General features: G+C 42.8%; 15 protein-coding genes and 1 tRNA gene. 10 read left to right on the plus strand and 6 right to left on the minus strand.

Features of this window, described 5'->3' with window-relative positions; all coding sequences use genetic code 11:
* Positions 1–18: 18 nt before the first annotated feature.
* From surE to dnaG, 4 genes are read right to left on the minus strand one after another with little or no spacing between them, the layout of a single operon-like run.
* Positions 19–801, minus strand: coding sequence for a 5'/3'-nucleotidase SurE (gene surE, locus HOP08_02565; GenBank protein ID NOT73784.1), 783 nt, complete (start codon positions 799–801; stop codon positions 19–21).
* Complete coding sequence (locus HOP08_02570; GenBank protein NOT73785.1) at positions 801–1,406, minus strand: hypothetical protein; 606 nt, start codon at positions 1,404–1,406, stop codon at positions 801–803. The genes surE and HOP08_02570 overlap by 1 nt, the downstream gene beginning before the upstream one ends.
* Positions 1,403–2,623: a bifunctional 3,4-dihydroxy-2-butanone-4-phosphate synthase/GTP cyclohydrolase II gene (locus HOP08_02575; GenBank protein ID NOT73786.1), complete on the minus strand. Its 1,221-nt coding sequence runs from the start codon at positions 2,621–2,623 to the stop codon at positions 1,403–1,405. The genes HOP08_02570 and HOP08_02575 overlap by 4 nt, the downstream gene beginning before the upstream one ends.
* Positions 2,624–2,671: 48 nt before the next feature.
* Positions 2,672–4,606, minus strand: a complete 1,935-nt coding sequence (gene dnaG, locus HOP08_02580; protein NOT73787.1) for a DNA primase — start codon at positions 4,604–4,606, stop codon at positions 2,672–2,674.
* Between the two features lie 115 nt (positions 4,607–4,721).
* Between dnaG and HOP08_02585 the strand changes: the two genes are divergently transcribed.
* The 6 genes from HOP08_02585 to HOP08_02610 all read left to right on the plus strand — a co-directional run bounded on the left by HOP08_02585 (position 4,722) and on the right by HOP08_02610 (position 12,191).
* Positions 4,722–5,810, plus strand: a complete 1,089-nt coding sequence (locus tag HOP08_02585; GenBank protein NOT73788.1) for an Mrp/NBP35 family ATP-binding protein — start codon at positions 4,722–4,724, stop codon at positions 5,808–5,810.
* Positions 5,807–6,076: a NifU family protein gene (locus HOP08_02590; protein ID NOT73789.1), complete on the plus strand. Its 270-nt coding sequence runs from the start codon at positions 5,807–5,809 to the stop codon at positions 6,074–6,076. Before HOP08_02585 ends, HOP08_02590 begins: the two co-directional genes overlap by 4 nt.
* A gap of 104 nt (positions 6,077–6,180) precedes the next feature.
* Positions 6,181–8,349 (plus strand): T9SS type A sorting domain-containing protein, encoded by a 2,169-nt coding sequence (locus tag HOP08_02595; GenBank protein NOT73790.1) that lies wholly within the window; start codon positions 6,181–6,183, stop codon positions 8,347–8,349.
* Positions 8,350–8,384: 35 nt separating this feature from the next.
* Complete coding sequence (locus tag HOP08_02600; protein ID NOT73791.1) at positions 8,385–9,464, plus strand: D-alanine--D-alanine ligase; 1,080 nt, start codon at positions 8,385–8,387, stop codon at positions 9,462–9,464.
* Positions 9,465–9,470: 6 nt separating this feature from the next.
* Positions 9,471–10,286, plus strand: a complete 816-nt coding sequence (locus HOP08_02605) for a PASTA domain-containing protein (GenBank protein NOT73792.1) — start codon at positions 9,471–9,473, stop codon at positions 10,284–10,286.
* Between the two features lie 12 nt (positions 10,287–10,298).
* Entirely contained in the window at positions 10,299–12,191 is a 1,893-nt protein-coding gene (locus HOP08_02610) for a hypothetical protein (GenBank protein NOT73793.1), read from the plus strand.
* Here HOP08_02610 and HOP08_02615 read toward each other — a convergent pair.
* Positions 12,172–13,374, minus strand: a complete 1,203-nt coding sequence (locus tag HOP08_02615) for a site-2 protease family protein (protein NOT73794.1) — start codon at positions 13,372–13,374, stop codon at positions 12,172–12,174. The two genes, HOP08_02610 and HOP08_02615, sit on opposite strands and share 20 nt — an antisense overlap.
* 85 nt (positions 13,375–13,459) lie before the next feature.
* Complete coding sequence (locus HOP08_02620) at positions 13,460–16,744, minus strand: PKD domain-containing protein (protein NOT73795.1); 3,285 nt, start codon at positions 16,742–16,744, stop codon at positions 13,460–13,462.
* A gap of 168 nt (positions 16,745–16,912) precedes the next feature.
* On the opposite strand from HOP08_02620, the gene HOP08_02625 reads away from it, so the two are divergent.
* The 4 genes from HOP08_02625 to HOP08_02640 all read left to right on the plus strand — a co-directional run bounded on the left by HOP08_02625 (position 16,913) and on the right by HOP08_02640 (position 22,054).
* Positions 16,913–16,986, plus strand: a tRNA-Ile gene (locus tag HOP08_02625).
* A 288-nt stretch (positions 16,987–17,274) separates the two neighbouring features.
* Positions 17,275–18,159 carry a hypothetical protein gene (locus tag HOP08_02630; GenBank protein ID NOT73796.1) on the plus strand — a complete coding sequence of 295 codons (885 nt, stop codon included), beginning with the start codon at positions 17,275–17,277 and terminating at the stop codon, positions 18,157–18,159.
* Positions 18,160–18,250: 91 nt separating this feature from the next.
* Positions 18,251–21,280 (plus strand): ATP-binding cassette domain-containing protein, encoded by a 3,030-nt coding sequence (locus HOP08_02635; protein ID NOT73797.1) that lies wholly within the window; start codon positions 18,251–18,253, stop codon positions 21,278–21,280.
* Between the two features lie 6 nt (positions 21,281–21,286).
* The gene (locus HOP08_02640; GenBank protein ID NOT73798.1) at positions 21,287–22,054 is read left to right on the plus strand and encodes a YdcF family protein; all 768 of its coding nucleotides are present in this window, start codon (positions 21,287–21,289) and stop codon (positions 22,052–22,054) included.
* Positions 22,055–22,059: the final 5 nt, after the last annotated feature.

The raw sequence follows: 22,059 nt of genomic DNA on the forward strand, positions 1-22,059 counted from the left end.
GCAAAGATCAAATATTTTCTATTTCAATATATCCCACTCTTCATTTAATATAGGTATTGCCGAATGAGCGGTCAGATCAAATTGACATGGAACTACCGAAATATAGTTATTGGCAATAGCCCACTCATCATTATCCTCACCTTTATCGAAGTTGACAAACTTTCCCGTCATCCAGAAGTAGTTTCTTCCGTTGGGATCCTTTCGTTCATCAAACTCCTCTACCCATTTTGCGTTAGCCTGCCGGCAGATACGAAAGCCCTTCAGTGACTCTTTCTTTTTCTTTGGAAAATTCACATTCAAAGCAACACCTTTTGGCAGACCTTTATCTAATACCTGTTGGGTGATTTTCTTTATCGGCTCAAGCGTGTGTGAAAAATCTGCATCATTGCCAAAATCACACAGTGAAAAACCTATTGCAGGAGTTCCTTCAATAGCAGCTTCAATCGCAGCGGACATGGTACCGGAATACAATACACTGATAGAAGTATTGCTTCCATGATTCACTCCACTCACCACAACATCCGGCTGACGTTTATCTTTCAGCACATAGTGCCTCGCCATCTTCACACAATCTGCCGGTGTACCGGAACATTCAAATGCACGGACATCTTCAAAGATGGTTGATTCTTTAAGCCGAAGGGTGTCCCCTACCGTAATGGCATGACCCATTCCTGACTGCGGACGATTGGGTGCCACCACCAATACATCCCCCAGCTCTTTCATGACGTCTACTAAGTTTTTTATCCCGGGAGATGTGATTCCATCGTCGTTGATAACAAGAATGAGAGGTTTTGCCATAATTATTTATAAAGTGAATTGAAGTATGCTACGGTCATGGCAAACTGATATTTGTTATCAACCTTAAGTTTATTGACTTTCATGTATTTCGCTACCTGCTCCGATTTATTACCCATCAAGTCCAGAACATCATTCTTCGTTCCGGAAAACGGTTCAATATTTCCATTCTCTTTCAGAATAAAATAGTGGTTGACGAGCACCAGCCTGGAGCTTGAACCGTAAGAATAGAAAGTATTGGGGTAATTGCGATACTCAATGGATTCACGACTTAGCAGTGTAAGCTTCCCTTCAGACAGCAGTTCAAAAAAGACGGGAGCTTTATATCCACCACTCGCAGCGAACGGAAGACTGTAAAATTGACGGTAAGCCTTGATGGTCTTATCGAAGATCTCAAAAAAAACAACCTTGCGGGCTGTCATTGATTCAAGCTTGTTATTGACATCCAATTGAATCAGATCTTTTTCAAGATCATACTTCACATTGCCTTTCAACGTATCTCCGTCTTCCAGCACCAGCTTTCCTTCATGCCAAAGGTCGGATGGGAATTTTTGCGCATTAATAATATGCGTCTGAATAAGTATAAAAAATATAACAACGATAAATCTCATAGATGTTTTAAAATCGTATGACCCAGTTTGTCACGTTTGGTTTTCAGATAACGTTCGTTGTGCCGGTTCGGTATTGTTTCAATAGGAACATTTTCCACGATCTCAAGGCCATAGCCTGTAAGACCTACTCTCTTCTTTGGATTGTTGGTGATCAGCTTAAGCTTGGTAATACCCAGATCATGTAATATCTGTGCTCCGATACCATAATCTCTGTTATCCATATCGAATCCCAGCTGAAGATTTGCCTCCACGGTATCCAGTCCTTCTTCCTGAAGCTTGTATGCTTTCAGTTTATTCAGCAGACCAATGCCTCGTCCTTCCTGCTTCATATAAAGAACAACACCCCTGCCTTCGTTCTCTACCATTTTCATTGCCACATGAAGCTGCGTTCCGCAATCACAACGGCATGAACCGAAAATATCTCCTGTCACACAGGAAGAATGAACTCTCACAAGGACAGCTTCATCCTTCTTCCACTCCCCTTTGATAAGAGCGAGGTGCAGTTCACCACTATCGATCTGTTCATAAGCCGCAAGCTTAAAGTCACCGAACTCTGTCGGCATTGCTACATCCACGCGTCTGCGAACCTGGCATTCGGTTTTCATCCTGTATGCTATCAGGTCCTTGATCGATACGAGCTTCAGGTCAAATTTATCAGCCACCTTTCTCAGGTCAGGCAATCGTGCCATCGTGCCGTCTTCATTCATGATCTCCACCAGAACCCCTGCAGGACTGAATCCGGCAAGTCTTGCAAAGTCAATAGCTGCTTCTGTATGACCTGCTCTTCTGAGAACGCCTTCTTTTCTTGCCTTTAGCGGGAAGATATGTCCTGGCTTTCCAAGCTCTTCAGGTTTTGTTTCAGGATTGGCCAGTGCACGAATCGTTTGATAGCGATCATGAGCAGAAATGCCCGTAGTACAACCATGACCAATCAAATCGACGGAAACGGTAAACGGAGTTTCAAAGATGGCGGTGTTCTTTCCCACCATGAGATCAAGACCAAGCTGCTCACAGCGGTCTTCCACTAACGGAACACAGATAAGTCCTCTGCCTTCGCGTGCCATAAAGTTCACGATATCTGCAGTGATGGCTTCTGCCGCACAGACAAAATCACCTTCATTTTCACGGTCTTCATCATCCACCACAATGATCATCTTACCATTTTTGATGGCTTCAATCCCCTCTTCTATTCGGTCAAGCTTTATTTCTTTGCTCATTTCAGTCAAGTCCCCGTATTACTAACAAAAATATACTTCAGTATGTTCCTATTTAGACACTACAATTGTCAATCGCGATGCCAGTTCGCGTTCGGCGTTTTTAAGTTCCTGTTGCTGCCCCATGGTTTCTTCCAGAAGAGAATCATTTCCGGAAGCCTCTGCCTCACGGATTTTCAGGAGATTGTCACTGATCATTTTCTGAATGATCCTGAATTTATAGAACAGAACATTGTTTGTTACAGCATGAGAAAGATTCTCTGTCTCTTCAGGAACATAAATATTCTTCTTCTTCCAGTGCGGGCTTATGTGATATTTTGAAGTCATGAGGCCGGCTACAGCATTTTTTACCTCAGGGCTTCCATTCAAAATCAACTCATCACTGCTGGGAATTCCACCTTCGCGAATAACTTCATGAATATGATTATAGATATCACGGAATACATCACTGGAGAATTCTACATCGTCCAGTTCGTGAATCATAAAGTCCACCACCTTCTCATCGTCAAAGGCATTGTCCATGTAGTTCAGCATTAGCCTGATGGCTTCACGCTCAGGATAGAACAACACATCTTTTGCATCCGGAGAGACTGTAGTTGCATCGGCGATATGCTCAATGATCTCGGCAGGATTAAAGGGATTTCTTGATGGTTGTGATCCGTCTTTTTCCCTTTTCTTTCTCTCTTCAATGAGAAGCTTGTTAAGCTCTGTGAGCAGAACTGATTCTCCGATCTTTAACTGATGGCTTGTCTCCTGCAGATAAACAGATCTTTTGATGGGATCCGGGATCAATGCAATGCTTCCAACTATCTCTTTGATTGACTCTGCTTTCCGGATGGGATCATTGCCAGCCTCTGCAGCAAAAAGTCCGGACTTGAATGAAATGAAATCCTGGGATTTCTGTGCGAGGTATTTCTGGAATTCTGAAGTTCCTACTTTCTTTGAATAGCTATCAGGATCGTCGTTGTCTGGTAATAGAACCACACGCACGTTCAATCCACCTTTGAGGATAAGATCAATGCCTCGAAGCGCTGCTTTGATACCTGCTGCGTCACCATCAAACAAGACCGTAACATTCTCAGTGAATCGTTTGATCAGCTTGATCTGCTCTTCCGTAAGAGCGGTACCGGAAGATGCTACCACGTTCTCCACATCCGATTGATGCATTGAGAGAACATCTGTATATCCTTCTACAAGGAAGCAATTATCCTTTTGACGAATCGCATTCTTCGCCTGGTACAAACCATAGAGCACATTGCTCTTATGATAGATTTCCGTCTCAGGCGAGTTGATGTACTTGGGCTGGTTCTTGTCTTTCCCCAGCATCCGGGCACCAAACGCAATTACCTTTCCGGATAAATTATGAACCGGAAAGATTACCCTTCCGCGGAAGCGATCATAGGTACGACCCTCTTCATTCTTTACGATAAGGCCTGTCTTCTCCAGCAGGTCTTTGTTATAATTCTTCTTAATGGCTTCATCGCTGAGATTATTCCATCCCTCCAGTGCATAGCCAAGTTCAAACTTCTGAATCGAGCGATCGTTGAATCCGCGTTCACGGAAATAACTCAACCCGATTGCTTTGCCTTCTTCAGATTCAAATAAATTCTGGTGATAGTAGTCTTTTGCAAAGTTCATGAGGATGTAAAGTCCTTCACGTTCACTTTGCTGCTCACGCAGCTCATCGGAGACAACAGTCTCCTGTATCTCAACACCATATTTCTTTCCAAGGAAACGAATGGCTTCGAGGTAGCTCATGCCTTCATGCTCCATCACAAAAGTGATCGCATCTCCCCCTTTGCCGCTGCTGAAATCTTTGAAAATTCCCTTGGCGGGAACCACGAAAAACGAAGGAGTCTTTTCATTGCTGAAAGGGCTCATCGCCTTGTAATTCACGCCTGATCGCTTCAGGGAAATAAAGTCGCTGATCACGTCGACAATGTCAACGCGGCTCTTCACTTCATCTATGGTCTCCCTGCTGATCAATGATTTGAGGATTTCGTGGATTTAAATGGCAAATTTTAAACTATTGGGGTCCAAAGATAGTTATTCGGTGGGTGCCTACTATTCCCTAAATTCGCATTTTTAAAATTAACAGCGCTTGACAAAAGAAGATATAATTAAGGCCTTATCTACTGTAAATGACCCTGATCTGAAACAGGACCTGGTGACCTTAAACATGATCCGTGATGTGGAGGTAGGCGCTGATCGCGTGAGCTTTACAGTTGTTTTAACTACTCCGGCCTGCCCATTGAAAGAAGTGATCCGCCGGGATTGCGAACAGGCAGTCAGAAAAGTGGTCGGAAAGGATATGCCTGTTGATATCAGAATGACCTCTTCTGTTACCACCATGAGAGACAATACTCCCATCCTCCCGGGTGTTAAAAATATTATTGCCATTGCTTCCGGAAAAGGTGGCGTTGGAAAGTCTACCGTTACCAGCAACCTCGCCGTCGCATTGGCTATGTCCGGAGCAAAAGTTGGCCTCATTGATGCCGACATTTCAGGACCTTCGGTACCCGTGATGTTCAACTGTGAAAGGGATCAGCCGGAAGTGAAGGTTGTCAACGGAAAAAACTACATCCTGCCTCTTGAGCAATATGGAGTGAAGCTGATTTCCATCGGATTTCTTGCTCCACCAGATAGTGCTGTGGTCTGGAGAGGTCCTATGGCAAGCTCAGCACTCAAACAATTTATAACGGATACCATCTGGGGCGATCTGGATTATCTCTTCATTGATCTTCCTCCCGGCACCAGCGATATACATCTTACATTGGTTCAAACCGTGCCTGTCACGGGAGCTGTTATCGTAACGACGCCTCAGAAAGTTGCCCTGGCAGATGCCACCAAAGGACTTAATATGTTCCGTCAGCCTGCCATCAATGTTCCTATTCTCGGGATCGTTGAAAACATGGCATATTTTACTCCCGAAGAGCTGCCGGAGAATAAGTACTATATATTTGGTAAGGACGGCGGCAAGAACTTATCTGAGAAATTCGGGGTTCCATTGATCGGCCAGATACCGTTGGTTCAAAGTATCCGCGAAAGCGGCGACAGTGGACTTCCGGCAGTCATGAAAGAGGGTCCGACGGCAGATGCTTTCATTGAACTTGCTGAAACCCTGGCGCGTCAAATTGCCATTAGAAATGCTAACTTTGCAAATACCAAAAAAGTTGAGATCACTGTATGACAACCGCTACCCAGTTGAATTCTGAAGACCTCGCACAGCGAATTGAATCTTCCCTTGATAGCATCAGGCCCTACCTCGAAGCAGATGGTGGCAATGTCAGGATATTAGAGATCACAAAAGACAACGTTGTGCGACTAGAATTTATGGGTAATTGCAGCAACTGCGCCATGTCAACTATGACTTTCAAAGCAGGCGTAGAAGAAGCTATTCGCAAATCCGTTCCTGAAATCCGGTCTATTGAGGTGGTCAATTTGACCTCACTTTAATCCCCTGTGGGTTACCGGTCTACTTTCATGTGGAATTAATCATAAATTCCTGCATTTACCGTTAATGGTGCATTAACCACAAGCCTGGATTTACGCTTAGCCTGATGAACCGCATTCACGCTCTATTATTTTTCGCAAGCGTCTTCCTGCAGCTTTTAAAATCCGATTTTGCTGTTGGACAGGAACGATGCGGCACCGTTGCGTATGAAGCGATGATGAATTCGGCCGTCAAGCTGAAAAAGGAACAACAGTTTGAGCAATGGATGCTCAATAAGATAAATGAAAATAAGATGAGAGTCTTCCAGACACTGGGAACTCAATCAGTCTCTTATAAAATTCCCGTCGTCGTTCATGTTATTCACAACGGAGAAACGGTTGGAGCCGGCACAAACATTTCCGAAGCGCAGATCCTTTCTCAGATTCAGGTGATGAATGACGACTTCAAAAGATTAAATGCTGATGCCGTCAACACGCCTTCTGAATTCCTCCCGTTTGCCGGAAGCATTGACATTGAATTTGTCATGGCGAAGCAGGATCCTAACGGCTTTGCTTCCAATGGCATCACCCGCACAAAAGGAAACAAGACTTCATACAATCTTTCTGACAATGCAACATACAAAGCACTTAACTACTGGCCTGCTGAAGATTACTTTAATATCTGGGTAGTAAATTTCTCCGGAGGACTTCTTGGCTACGCTCAACTGCCAACGATCAATCCTGCTCTTCTGGGTGGACTGGAAGATTCTTCAACTGAACGACTTACCGATGGAATAACAATACACTATAGGGTTTTTGGTTCCGGATCAGAATTCGATCTGATAGCGCAATTCAATAAAGGACGCACTGCTACTCATGAAGCAGGGCACTTCTTCGGACTAAGACATATCTGGGGCGATGATAATTGTGCTACTGACTATGTTAATGACACTCCCAAACAGACTACAAACTCTGCAGGATGTCCTGACAATCCTCAAGCTTCCTGCGACATTCCAGCCAAGCCGCATAAGATGTTTCAGAACTTTATGGACTACACGAATGATATGTGTATGAACATCTTCACCCAGAACCAGGCCGACCGGATGGACATCGTGATGCAGAACAGCGTGAGACGATCAACCCTTCCCACCTCTCATGGCCTGAATTTTCCTCCTGGCTTTTCAAATGATCTTGGGATCAGTGAAGTTCTCAGTCCCGGGTTGGTGATGTGTGAATCCACACCTGCTATTAAACTGCTCATTAAGAATTTCAGCACCACTCCCATTACAAGTTTCTCAATAAGAAGAGTATTAAACGGAAGCACCCCCGTCATTCAGGAGTTTAGCAATGTGTCTATTGGTATCGGCGACGAGCAACTGTTTCAATTGAATCCTGTTACAGTAGTAACGGGAAAAAATGATATCTCCCTTACCATTCTTAGTCCTAACGGATTACCCGATTCAGGGCCAGCCAATAACAGTAAAACATTCAGGACTTATCTTGATCAATCAACAGACACTGCTCCACTACGGATAAACTTTGATCAGGAAGGAGAAAAATCCTGGTTCATTGCTCCGCCTATTGGCGCACAACCCTGGAAGAGCGTCATCACCAATAAAAGCAATTCACTTGTATATGAGGGTTACAACAACTCTACCCTTGGAGAAGAGTCGTGGTTTGTTAGTCCTGTGTTGGATTTTTCGAACAACACCAATAATAGTTTATTCTTTGACCTGAGCTATGGCCAGCGATTGCCGGCAGAAGACCGGTTGAAAGTTCTTGTGTCGTATGACTGTGGATTAACTTATTCAGAAACAATCTTTGATCAGGGAGGAAACGACTTCAGATCGGCCGTTACTTCTTCACCATGGGTGCCCACTGTGAATGCAGACTGGAAGCAGCAATATCTTATCATCAATCAGCTATCAGGGAAAAAGAACATTCGCCTTGCTATCGTCGCAGCCAATCAGCATGGCAACAATTTATATATTGACAACCTGGAGATCTTTGCAGACAGCAGTCCTACTCCACCGATTCCGACTGATCAGTTCAGATTATATTATACCAACCGGAGCAGTCTGACAGACATAGCTCTTTCATTCAATTTGCCTGTCAAAAAAGATGTAAGGCTTCAGATCTTCTCACTGATGGGACAGATCGTGGCAGATAACATGCTGCCGGAGACAATCAATCAGACCTACTACTTTGACCTTGGCGTTCAGGCAAGGGGCATATATCTTTTCCGACTTCAGATCGACCAGCAGGTCACCACAACGAAAGTATTCATCGGGCATTAACAGGATTTTCTATCTTTGGATTGATTTTATAATCCATGGGCAAAATCAACGTAGCAATTCTTTATGGCGGACGTTCTGTAGAACACGCTGTGTCAGTCAATTCAGCCAAAAACATCTTCGAATTCATAGATCGCAAGAAATTCAATCCGATCCCGATTGGCATTACACAAAAAGGGAAATGGCATCTTACGAAGGATGTTAATAAGAATATTCAGAAAGGAAAGCCTTTATCCATTCAGCTGGATCCCAAGAATCCAGTCCTGAAAGACGGTTCAAAAAAGATCTCCGCAGATGTTGTTTTCACGCTCCTGCATGGCACCGACGGCGAAGATGGAAGCATACAGGGATTATTAAAATCTCTTGATCTGCCGGTTGTCGGAACAGGAGTATTGGGTTCATCTCTTTCGATGAACAAGATCGTTGCCAAAAGACTTTTGCGTGAAGCAGGCATTCCGGTAACGGAGTTTATTGCGGTCAATTTCTATGACGCAGTCAAACCATCCTTTGAAGATATCAAAGCAAAGCTGGGCTTACCGTTTATGGTAAAGTCTGCAAGCCTTGGTTCATCAGTAGGTGTTACAAAAGTTAACACCAAAGCGGACTTCGCTCCTGCCGTTGAGGAGTCTTTCCGGTATGATCATGAATTGCTTTTCGAGAAATATGTAAAGGGAAGAGAGATTGAGTGCGCCGTGCTGGGCAATGGAAAACCGGAAGCCTCCTTGCCGGGAGAAATCATCATCAGCAAAGAATATGAATTCTATACGTTTGATGCCAAGTATGTCGATGGCAAAGCGGTAACGATTGATGTTCCTGCAAAACTTCCAAAGGCTGCTTCTGAAAAGATCCGCATTCTTTCTGTAAAAGCGTTTCAGGCATTGAAATGTGAGGACTACGCAAGAGTAGATCTCTTCTTTGCTGAAAATACCGGTGAAGTGTATGTCAATGAGATCAACACCATTCCCGGATTCACAAACTCAAGCATGTTTCCAATGATGTGGAAGGAACGTGGAATATCATTTACAGACCTTATTACGAAATTGATTCACCTTTCCCTGGAAAGAAATAAATTGAATGAAAGGATCCAACATAACTTTGCATCGTCTTTAAAATTCTAATGATCAATGAAATTTAAGTTTCCATTTCAGGGAAAGACAACACTTGGCTCCGTGATTGCTTCATTCGGACTTGCGATAGGAATTATCCTTTTGCTGGGTGTCGCTTACTTCTATGTGTATCTGCCGAATTCCACGAATCATGGTGAAGAGATTCCGATTCCTGATCTTACCGGAAAGAGTATTGCTGAAATAGAAACTATCCTGACTCCCTTCAACCTTCGCTATGAGATTGGAGACTCAGCATACTCTGCAAGCTATCCTCCTCTCACGGTTCTTCAGCAGTTTCCAAAAGCAGGTCACTTCGTTAAGGAGAACAGAAAAATATATATATCCATTAATAGAAAATCGCCACCCACCTTACCTCTTCCGAATCTTTTTGGCGAAGGTAATTCTGGCTCATTGCTGAATGCTGAAGCTGTATTGAAGAGTAATGAATTGAAACGTGGAAGGATCATTTACCAGCGGCATCCGAATCGCGATCTGTTGATTGAGATCCGCATGAATGGACAGGTTATATTGCCGGGAATTCGAATTCCGAAGGGATCTGTCATTGATCTCGTCGTTGGAGACGGTGCTGGCGCCAGCGATTTTGTGATGGGTAATTTTGTGGGCATGACGTATGAGAATGCCCTGCTAAGGCTTGATAACCTGAGTTTGCACCTCGGCTCTGTTCTAATTCCGGAGGGCGCAGATACTACAGACATCATTTCCTACGTTTTAAAACAATCTCCGGCGGTGGGTGATTCCGTCAGTGTTGGAGATCCTGTAAGTCTCTGGATCGGTCCAAAGGGTTACAAAATCGAAGAGGAAGAGAATCAATAAGAAACTACCCGTGTGAAAGTTACAGGTCTTCTGCTTTTAACAATCCTTTCTTTATCCTCCGCCTTCGCACAATTGGTAGAATACCCTGTTGCCTCACATCAAGTACGTTCCGTTAATAGTGGTGCCCGAACTCAATCCGCCGGTCCATTGATCCTTCCCTTCTGGGATGATTTTTCCTACTCCGATTCTAAAACACAACCCGACGTTAATCTTTGGAAAGAAGGAACTTCTGTTTTACTTAATAACGGGATTGGCATTAACGCCCCTTCAAAAAACTGTGTGACCTTTGATGGAACTGATTCACAGGGAAAGACCTATAGCATTAACGATGTTCTTGCCAAGGGCTACGCAGACAGTCTTGTTTCACTTCCCATCAGAATGGATCTGGTGGATCCGGCATTACGCCCTACGGTCTACTTCAGTTTCTTCTATCAGGCAAAAGGCCTGGGAGAAGTTCCTGATCCTGGAGATCTGCTTATTCTTTCTTTTAAAAATTCAGATGGAAAATGGGAAGTCGTTTACTCCGTTGAAAACAGTATTAATATTGATCCCTCTACTTTTTATCAGGTGATCATTCCTGTAGCTGACAACAAGTTTTACCATAACGATTTCCAATTCAGATTTCAGAACAAGGCGCGTCTATCCGGTGCATACGACACCTGGAATGTAGATTATGTCTATCTCAATACCAATCGCAATGCGACGGATACTTTCTATCCTGACAGAACGATTTCCTCTTCCCTCACATCTTTATTTGAAAATTACTTTTCTGTTCCCTCAAAGCACTTTCTTCAGAATCCAACTTCATTCCTTAAAAAGCCTTCCGTCTATTTATATAATTTACAACAAGGCGCCCCACAAACGCTTAGTTACTCAAGTATTGCAACCATTACAAAAAAATATAACGCTGTAGAAACAACCACTCTTTATAAACTTGACTCCGCACAAGAACCCGGCGGAGGAGCAGTTTTGAATTCATTACAATTCTTTAATCTTACGCTTAACAAAATTCCGCCAGCTAGCGCGTTTACAGGACCAGCAGAATCTTTCAAGATCAACTTCAGGCTTAATGTTCTTGTAAAAGATAACATCCCTATGCCGGCAGGCGATTATGACATAAAGTATAGTCCGATTGATTTTAGAACCAACGACACTACCAGAACGGTCTATACATTATCAAACTACTACGCTTATGATGATGGTCAGGCAGAATACGCCGCAGGTATCAGTCAATCCGGAGCTTATGTGGCATTTAAATATCTCTTCAAGAGTAATCAGTTTGACACACTGTCATCTGTTGATATCTATTTTCCCCAGTTTGGTGACAATTCCAGTCAGTCAGTCCTGTTGCAGATCCGAAAAGATCTTAGTGACGCCCCCGGTTCTATACTTTATCAAAGCACAATTCAGGTAAACCGGACAACACAAAATCTTTTTACAAACTATAAGCTCGCCCCTGCAGTTATCATCAACAGTGATTTTTATGTAGGCTGGAAATTAACATCCAATGCTTCTATCCTCGCCGGACTGGACAAGAATACTGATAACGGAGACAAGCTTTATTACAATACGAACGGTTCGTGGATTCAGAATACTACAGTTAAAGGAAGCATGATGGTCAGACCAGTATTCGGTAAAGGGGTACCTGATCCAGTTTCAGGATTGGAGACCGTGATCTACGATCCTATCTATCCCAATCCTACTGAAAGAGTCTGCTACCTGCCAGCGGGTGCTGAATTTGTATTTGCCATTGATATTACCGGTCGGAAAGTGGAGACAGAGATTGCTGATCTCTCCGATCGCAAGTCTCTCACGTTTCTAACTTCCCATTCAGGACTTGTTCTTATTCGCTATAGCCTGGGTGGCAAACTGCACACCGAAAAGATCATGGTGAAGGCGCAGTAGATAAAATCAATTCAATCGGCGCCGGCGTAAAGGAGATTACAAATACAAATAGCGCAAACCATCCAAGAATTTTTCTATTCATTGTCAAAGGTTCTTCTATCTCAGAACGAGGGTGCATTACACCCACGAATCTTCCAATAATAAATGCAAAGAGCAGCCATCCGGAATATCCATGAACCTTTGGAAAGAGCATTACGATGAAATACTGCGCTGCAAATAGAATAACAGCTGTCATTAACTGATTCTGCCACTTCCATCGTAATCCTGTAAGACACAGATATAGGAATCCAATAAAGAATGGAATGGTAAAAGGAAAAGGAATATCAAAGATGAACGACAGAGGTTGTCCGGGCACAACAACTCCAAGGCCTGAATAAAACAAAAATAAAATAAAGATGGCCGAAGCAATCTTACGGTGACCATCAAAACCCATCAGGCCATACAATACATGACCTCCATCCAGTTGTCCGATAGGCAGAAGGTTGATACTGGTGAATACAAGAGAAAGAAAACCTGCGAAAAGAAATGGGTAATGGATTAATTCATGAACATTAGGAACTCTTGCGGGATCCGCAACGAATTTTTCAAAGAAAAGAAAAAGCAGATTCTTTCCCGTGATGAGATCAATTGTATTGGCTGGCAGTCCCTCACCGTAAACTGACTGAGCATAGTTCAACCCAAATTTCTCATACTCAGGATGGAATTGAAATATGTATTCCGGAGGCGGAAGAGTTGCAAAGCCATACCACAAAACTCCAAGAGCGATGACGAATCCGGCAAGGGGTCCCGCAATTCCGATATCGAAATTCTGCTTTTTGCTGTGGACCGGACTTTTTAATCTGATCACAGCACCTAACGTTCCTAACATGAACGGAAGTGGCGGCAACGGAATGTAATAAGGCAATGTTGTCCTAACCTTGTAATACCTGGCCGTGAAATAATGACCAAACTCATGAACCGTGAGGATCAACATAAATGGAATGGAGTACGGCATGCCATTCACAAAATCCTGCCACGTGAAATCATGGTTGATGGCGGTTATCGGAATAAACCCAAGAACAATTTTCTCGATATAAATTAAGAATTTGGAATACACCCATGAGGTGCCTGCCAGAGTTGTCGTAATGAACGTAAGGATAAAAAGACCAAGATGAAGGAGAATTTCCTTTCGCGATAGTTCCATGATATAAGTCTAAAAAATTGCGTTCCGAATAACCGGCTACGCTCAATATTGTTAAAGTTTAAAAATAATTATCGATTAGTGCTCACTACTTAATAATCTGAACCCAATTTTTACAAGTAGCCTCCCCTTCTATTACTACTTCATAATAATAGGTGCCGGCGGACAAATTCTCTGCACCCCAGTTATCACGATAATTAGGATTTTCATACACCAACCCACCCCAGCGATCATACACAGTGAAAGAAACATTTTTACCAGTTTGAGAAATCAATTGGTCACCAAATTTGATCTTAAAGGTGTCATTCAGTCCTGGCGAAGATCCAGGCGTTATAACATTTGGAACGAATAGTGTTAAGGATGGAAACTGTACCTCTTCATAATATGTACAGAATTCTTTTTTCCCCACGACCCTGACGTTATATATCCCATCCTTGTCAAAACTGTGTATCGCTTGCTTTTGCTCAGAAGTATTACCATCGCCAAAATCTAAATACGTTTCTTCCTCTTCATCACTGAGGTTAATCAGTTTAGCTTTCGCCCTCGTAAGGCAATCATACACTTTTGAAACTTCAAACTTGAGGTCGATGCCAGGAACCACCTTTATGTTGACTGTGTCTTTGACAACGCATCCATTGATGTCGGTAACGTCAACAAAATATCGGGTTGTGTCAAGTGGCGTAACAGTAGGTGTCGCCTGATTTGATATGAACTTTCTGTCCTTATCAAGCCATTGGTACATCACTCCTCCACTCGCTGTCAACTGGACAGGTGCATCTTTACAAGCAATTTGATCCGGCCCGCCCCTTCCCAACGGAGGTATTACCGTAATCACCGTTGATGTTGAATCACTGCCAATGCATGTACCAGTATCTATTGCTTTCAACTTCACAGTATAAGGGCCAGTTGCAGTATACTGATGTGTGATGGCAGAGGTATCGGTTTTGATGATGTTGGGTCCGTCACCAAGATTCCAGATGAATCTCTCCCCTCCGATGCTCCTGTTTTGAAAAACGATTTTGTCTCCCAGGCATACGCGACTGATACCAGGTGAATTCAACTTGATATTATTGGTTTGAATGCGGGCTTTCAAGGAAGACAAGTCAAACTTAAAAGCAGCATTATTACAGTTCGTACTTCGGTTGGTTCTTGACCATGCACCAGGAGTGGTGGGGAAATCTGAAGATGGGCCACCAACAAAAGCGGCGCATCCGGAGCATACAGCATGATAGACTACGCCACTCTTATCAAACCTGCTGGTTCCTCCATCAACATGAGTCTTGGAGACATTACCGCCCAGATAAGTTGCATAAAGCAATTGGGAAGCATCATCTGTCAGAACCATAAAATAAAAATCAGAACCACTTGTCGTTCGCTGATAGGCGTCCGGTGTTAGTGGCATTCCAAAAGTGCTGCTGCCCGGCCAAAAGCCAAGAGCGGAATTCAGAACTCCTCCCCAACCAGAAACGTAAATGTTATTGCACTCATTTACTAAAAAGGCTGTTGGCGATATGTCAGGAATTCCACGGCCTGATCCAAAGACAGTAGAGAATTTAAGTGTCTTCAGGTCATTACTGAACTTCTGAATGAACTGACCACCGTTGGCATTGAAATAAACTCCGGCTGTGACGGTAAAGCTTCCGGCCGTTTGTCCATACACATAGATATCACCACTTGAATTGAGGTCGAGAAAATATACCTGGTTGAAAGCATTGGTTCCCGTAAAGGTGGATGCCAGAATGGATGATCCGTCATCAGCGATCTTCGCAATCCAACCATCTCCTGCGCCCAAGTAAGTTCCCTGATACACTCCTGCCGTTACCGGGAAATTAATACTACTGGTTCCTCCACCCACATAAACATTATTCGAAGCATCCAACTTAATAGTATGAGATGCGTCTGCTCCGGATCCTCCAACGAATGTTCCCCACATAATTTGTGAAAGGTCAGGATTAAGCTTGAGAACGATGGCATCTGTAACTCCATTGTTAAAGGTGAGGTCAAAACCATTAACGACCGGAAAATTGGAAGAAGCCGTCACACTGCTGATATAGATATTACCCAGATCATCTGTGATCACATCGCCTCTCAGCTGATCTCCATAATTAGCCGTAAGAATTCCATTGGATGGATTCATTCCATCATTTGCTGAGCCTCCGATAAATGTACTTGCAAGAAGCTGACTCCCATCGGCACTGATCTTCGTGACAAAAATATCTGATCCTTGATTGTAGGTGACGACATTAGTCTCAACTGTTCCACCATTGAATGTCTGGTCAAATCCGGTGATGGAGGTAGGAAAATTTGAAGAGCTGGTTGTTCCTAATATGATTAGCTCATTGTTCTTATTCACCACAAGACTATGAGAAGATTCTGAAAGAGAGCCACCTAAGAAAGACGCGTACAAGAGATGCTGACCAATAGAATCATACTTTAAAATAGAAACATCATAAATACCTCCATAGGTTGTTTGAAACGCTCCGGGTGTTACAGGGAAAAGTCCTGCATCGCTTGTATTGGGAAACTCATTGGTAACTCCTGAAGAATAAAGGTTTCCATGTTCACCAGGCGTTGCAGTACTACCCCAGTTGTCGGCTCTCGATCCTGAGTAAGTTGAAAAGATGAGAATGGGATCAATCACAAGTTCCTTACTGGAATCATATCCTTCCGGGAAACGAAAAGTTATGATGCCATCCAAAAGATCATACTCACACTTAACAGAAACTTTAATTCCATCGATGAACTGGAAGGCTTCAGGCTTTTGTTCGTTTATCGAAACATATTCTGTCTTCACATGAACTTCCTGGTTGATCATGGAGAGTTCATCGACGCCTTCATACTTCAGTTTTATTTCAGATGGGTCTGCACCAGGCGCAACGATAAAATCATACTTGACGAAATCACCGGAAGAATAAATTTTGAGATCGATACTATCATAAAATGAAGAATAGTAAACGCCCTCATATGCTTTTGCTTTGGAAGCCCATGACGATCTATCGGATCCTACAAAGTAATTATAGTAAGTTGAAAGTGGTTGAAATGGCTTTATGACTGGATTGGGATTCGACCCTAAAAAACTGACTTCTATCTTCTGACCGTTGATGACCTGATCATCCGGACTTGAAGAAGATTCTCCCTTTGGATTATGGGAACGGTCATGGAGCTCTTCGAGCTTGCGTTGATCAAGAAAGTAGTAGCTGAATCCTTTTGAACTCAGGAACATACGACCACCACTTACGCGGGCTCCATACTCTATTCCTGAAGGCCATTGATTCTTATTCTCAATGAACTGGATCCTTGGGTCCGCCTGAGCAAATACCTGATTTGAAATAAAGGCTAGAAAAACTGTAAAAAGTAAACCTTTGCCGATCATCGTCATTTATTCGTTGCGCCGTCCTTTTATATCGGGACTTCAAAAATAGTCACCTTTCGATCAAATTGCAGACCGGAACCGGCAACCGATTTCCAAAACGAACCTTAAAATACCGGGCCATATTTCATAGTCGAAAATTAAATCTTTAAACTTGCAGCCTCTTTGAGAGGGCCCTTAGCTCAGCTGGTTAGAGCACCTGACTCATAATCAGGGGGTCGCTGGATCATGCCCAGCAGGGCCCACACAGATATGATGCCGCCATTACTCGTGGCGGCACATTTATTTTCCCTTCAACTACTTTCTGCCTTGGTAATTGTTACAATCCGGAATAAAGTACCCCAAATCAGAAGAGTAGCAAGAAATTTTACGGGACCGTTTAAAATTTAAACTTCCAGGGTGTTCTTCGGTTAGGAAAAATGTGCTAAAATTGGAGGCCTAAACGTAAAAACCGTGAAATGCCGTCAAAAGTCATTCATCATTGGTAATTCCGAAAACGGTAACATAGACCTTTTAAAACCAATACATAAACTATGAAATTCCAACTCAATTCATTGCTCCTGGTTCTTCTCGCTTGCTTCGTACTGTGCTCCTGTGGCCCTAAAGGCGAGCAGAACAAAAATTCGGATGAATTCACTGAGGCTGAGAAATCGCTTAATGAGGAAATTAAAGACATCGCTTACAGCATCCCTTCTCCTTCTGAAATTCCTTATTTATTGGAAGCATCTGGTGCGGAATACAACCAAGGCCTTGTAAATGATCGTAAAAAGGCTGACGGATACAAGTCTCAACCTGACAAAGCTGCTCTCAACCTGGGAGTATATACTGCCGATATCGGATATCTGAGCTCTTATGGAAAAACTCAGGAGTCAATTGACTATCTGAATGCTTGCAAAGCTCTTGCTGATGACCTTGGCGTTAGCGGTTCATTCGATCGTGCAACTCTTGAAAAATTCGAAGCAAACATTGCGAATAAGGATTCTTTAGCTGCCCTTTTAAACAGCGCAATGAAGAAGACTGACAAATACATGAAAGATGACAATCGCAGTAAGCTTGGAGCTTTGATGGTTACAGGAAGCTTTGTTGAAAGTCTTTATATCTCTACCGGTATCGTTAAGACATATCCAAAGGATATTCTTCCCGCTGACAAAAGAATCCTTATCCTTACTCCTTTGATGCGCATCATCATTGATCAGAAAAAATCAGTGAGCGAAGTAACAAAGATGTTAAGTACAGTTGATCAGACAGGACCTATTCCTGCGATCCTGGCTGATCTGAAAAGCCTTGAGGCAGCCTATGCCGCTTCAAATCTTGAAGAGCAGATCAAGAATAACAAAGCCAACATGGCGCTTTCCGACAAGAGTCTTGAAGAGATCACCAAGATCACTGAAAAGCTCAGAAAAGATATCGTCGAATAATAGTATGGTTATTTGAAAAAGGGATTGGTTCTCCACCAATCCCTTTTTTTATTTATTGATATTTCATTTCTCTTTCCCCTAGATCAACGCCATGAGTGAACCCGTCCTAAAATCAATCCTCCGTCTCTTTGCCATTGTCGCAAAGGAAGATCAGGTAACACGACAAGAACGCGATTATGTTCTTGCCTTTCTTAATGATCACCTGGGGCGTAAGGCAGTCATGGAGAAGATTGCTTTTTTTGATGATTTCGTTCTGCACTTATCTTCCAATCAGGAAAAGAATATTCAACAGTATTGCCAGGAAATCAATGCAGAAGTAACTCAAAAGCAAAAAGCCGTCATACTGCTGGAGTTGATGAGTGTTATCCTGGCGGATGGCGTAATCTCAGATAAAGAGAATCATTACGCAAAGATGATTGGCTCCGCATTGAACGTGAGCAGTGAAGACATCGATCTGATGACTCACTTTATTCTTGGAACACATCGTGATACTTTCAAATCAGAAAAAATACTGGTTATCGATTCCATACCGGAAAAACCCAAAACTACCAAGCACATCTATCGTGAGAAGCTCGATGGAACCATTGCTATCCTTTACTTAAGTTCCGGAGAACTGTATTTCTTTAAGTTTACCGGCAAAGGAGATGTATTCCTTAATGGCATTCCCCAAAAGTCTTCCAACATCAATCCCCTCGCCCATGGCAGTAGTATGCGTTGGGAAGGTGCAGAGCCCGTATACTTCGGAGAGACTTTAAGTTTATTCAAACAGCTTAACAGCGGAGTCAGAACCACCTTTGAAGCCAGAAATATTTTCTATGAATTCAAGAATGGTAAACTAGGTCTTCGTGAAGTCAACATCTTTGAAGAATCAGGCAACCTGATCGCTTTGATGGGCGCCAGCGGAGCAGGTAAGTCTACCCTGCTTCAGGTTCTTAATGGATCCGAAAAACCTTCCAGTGGCCAAGTATTGATCAATGGGATTGATATTCATCGCGAAAGCAAAAAGGTAGAAGGCGTATTCGGATTTGTGCCACAAGATGATTTGCTGATAGAAGATCTTACGGTATACCAGAATTTATACTTTGCTGCGAAACTTTGTTTCAATCATTTATCAGAAACCGAAGTCAACTTATTGGTATTAAAAACACTTGATGATCTTGGGTTAAGCGAAACAAAAGATCTAACAGTCGGATCTCCTCTACGAAAGACCATTAGCGGCGGTCAACGCAAGCGACTGAATATCGGTCTGGAGCTATTGCGCGAACCTTCTGTATTGTTTGTTGATGAGCCAACCTCAGGACTTTCTTCCCGCGATTCTGAAAACATCATTGATCTGTTAAAAGAACTTGCACTCAAAGGCAAGCTTGTCTTTGCAGTAATTCACCAGCCAAGCTCAGATATTTTCAAGATGTTTGACAGACTCGTTATCCTGGATACTGGTGGTTATCAGATCTATTACGGTAATCCTGTTGATGCTGTTACCTATTTCAAGCAGAATATTAATCTTGTCAACAGTGACCAGGGCGAATGTCCCGAGTGTGGAAATGTAAATCCGGAACAGATTTTCAATATCATCGAAACCAAAGTGATCGATGAGTACGGAAACTTTACCAATGAGAGAAAGATCATTCCTGAGCAATGGAATATCATTTTCAGAGATAAAATAAAAATCCCGACGCTCTCAACTTCTACCGAACCACCCCACTCTACCTTACGCCTGCCAGGATGGACACGTCAGATAAGATTATTTGGACTAAGGGACTTTCTTTCCAAGCTAAGTAACCGCCAATATCTTGCGATCAATTTACTGGAGGCACCTTTACTTGCATTCATTTTAGCATTCATTACCCGCTACTATAATACAGATGATCCTTATCATTCCGGATATGTGTTCATCAAGAATCTCAACCTGCCGGCATATTTATTCATGAGTGTGATTGTCGCACTTTTCATGGGATTAACTGTCAGCGCGGAAGAGATTATCCGTGACCAGAAGATCCTCAAGCGTGAGGCATTCCTGCACCTTAGTAGAAGTAGCTATCTGATTTCAAAAGTTGGTATTCTTTTTATGATATCAGCCATTCAAACCTTCCTCTTTGTGCTGGTAGGGAATTCCATATTGGAAATTGACGGGATGCTCTTTATCCACTGGGGGATACTATTTACCGTCTCCTGTTTTGCAAACATGCTGGGACTCAACATTTCTTCAGCGTTCAACTCCGCGGTGACGATCTATATCCTGATCCCCATTCTTCTTATTCCGCAGTTGATCCTGAGCGGAGTGGTTGTGAAATTCGATAAGCTGAATCCTCTTATTGGAAATTCTGAAACAGTACCGCTGGTAGGTGATATGATGACCTCCCGATGGGCCTTTGAGGCATCGATGGTAGCGCAGTTCAAAGACAATCGTTATGAAAGAGAATTCTATGAGCAGGATAAAATAATTTCTGACTCAGAGTATAAGAGACTCTATTACATCCCGACATTAGAATCCAAACTTGACTTCGTTAATCAGAATTATCTTAAGAAGGAAACTGACCCGGCCATTGTTGTATCAGACCTGAAGCTTATTCAGAATCAGATTGATATTGAGCTTGAAGGAATTGGCAGACAACATTTTCTTGAGCTCGCCCTCTTGCAAAGAAGTACGTATGATTCATCAGTCTATTCTAAAACGAAGAAATTTCTTCATACGCTAAAACAATATTATTCCAATCGATCCATAAACGCGAACAAGGAAAAAGAGAAGATCGCTGAAAATCTCACCGTTCAATTGGGTGGACGGAAAGAATTTGAAGAATTCCGTGAGTCTCATCAGAATGAATCGATTGGAATGCTTGTCAAGAATCAGGATGAGCCAGTTAGGATCATTGAGTCAAAGGGTAAGCTGGTGCAGAAGATATCTCCTATTTACAAAAATCCGGAGCCAGATCACCTGATCGACTTCGATGCTCAATTCTATCTGCCAACAAAGCACTTTTTGAATGCTACTATTGATACGCTCATGTTTAATTTAAGTGTCATCTGGGCGATGTCGATATTTCTATACGTTACATTGTATTACAACATTTTGAGAAAGATCATTGGAAGCTTTGATCGAATATCCTTTAAACGCAAGTAAGAGACGATGTTTTTTGTTCTTTCCAAAACCCTGAGCTATCTGCTGAAGCCGCTGGTAATCATATGCGGTTTACTGATATGTTCATGGTTGATAAAGAATTCCAGATGGAACAAGAGATTGTTAATCACCAGTATTATTCTGCTTCTCTTCTTTTCAAACGACTTCATAGCAAATGAAGCAATGAGGTCATGGGAAGTGAGCGTCACCCCATTCTCACAAATAGAAAAAAAATACGAATACGGTGTTCTCCTTTGCGGAGTGGCTAAATCTGAAGTGGGGCCAGATGATAGGGTTTACATTGGCTCTGCGGCGGACAGGGTAAACCACACGCTGCAACTCTATAAAATGGGTTTTATCAAAAAGATTCTTATTTCAGGCGGTAGTGGCCGGCTCATTGACATCGGAGAGCGTGAAGCAGATAAATTATCATCTCTTCTTCAATTGATGGGAGTACCGGCTCAGGATATCATGATCGAGAATCAATCCAGGAATACGCATGAATCAGCCATTGAAATTAAAAAGATCCTAGCTCCTTTTACCACAGCAGATCAATGTCTGCTCATTACTTCAGCATTTCACATCAGAAGATCAATTGGTTGTTTTTCCAAAGTTGGATGGCCAATGGATTCATTCAGCGCAGATGTGCTGAGCCATAATCGTAATTTTTCCTTCGATACACTATTCATTCCAAAAACAGAAGCGATGGGATCCTGGAATGTTTTGCTTAAGGAATGGGCCGGGTACATCGCCTATCGTATCGCAGGATACATCTGATCCGA

Source organism: Cyclobacteriaceae bacterium (assembly GCA_013141055.1).
In the GTDB taxonomy this organism is placed as follows: domain Bacteria; phylum Bacteroidota; class Bacteroidia; order Cytophagales; family Cyclobacteriaceae; genus ELB16-189.

Coding starts and splice junctions, on each gene's coding strand:
- HOP08_02570 (NOT73785.1), bottom strand. CDS start 1,406: ATGAGATTTATCGTTGTTATATTTTTTATACTTATTCAGACGCATATT.
- HOP08_02575 (NOT73786.1), bottom strand. CDS start 2,623: ATGAGCAAAGAAATAAAGCTTGACCGAATAGAAGAGGGGATTGAAGCC.
- HOP08_02590 (NOT73789.1), top strand. CDS start 5,807: ATGACAACCGCTACCCAGTTGAATTCTGAAGACCTCGCACAGCGAATT.
- HOP08_02595 (NOT73790.1), top strand. CDS start 6,181: ATGAACCGCATTCACGCTCTATTATTTTTCGCAAGCGTCTTCCTGCAG.
- HOP08_02600 (NOT73791.1), top strand. CDS start 8,385: ATGGGCAAAATCAACGTAGCAATTCTTTATGGCGGACGTTCTGTAGAA.
- HOP08_02605 (NOT73792.1), top strand. CDS start 9,471: ATGAAATTTAAGTTTCCATTTCAGGGAAAGACAACACTTGGCTCCGTG.
- HOP08_02615 (NOT73794.1), bottom strand. CDS start 13,374: ATGGAACTATCGCGAAAGGAAATTCTCCTTCATCTTGGTCTTTTTATC.
- HOP08_02620 (NOT73795.1), bottom strand. CDS start 16,744: ATGATCGGCAAAGGTTTACTTTTTACAGTTTTTCTAGCCTTTATTTCA.
- HOP08_02630 (NOT73796.1), top strand. CDS start 17,275: ATGAAATTCCAACTCAATTCATTGCTCCTGGTTCTTCTCGCTTGCTTC.
- HOP08_02635 (NOT73797.1), top strand. CDS start 18,251: ATGAGTGAACCCGTCCTAAAATCAATCCTCCGTCTCTTTGCCATTGTC.
- HOP08_02640 (NOT73798.1), top strand. CDS start 21,287: ATGTTTTTTGTTCTTTCCAAAACCCTGAGCTATCTGCTGAAGCCGCTG.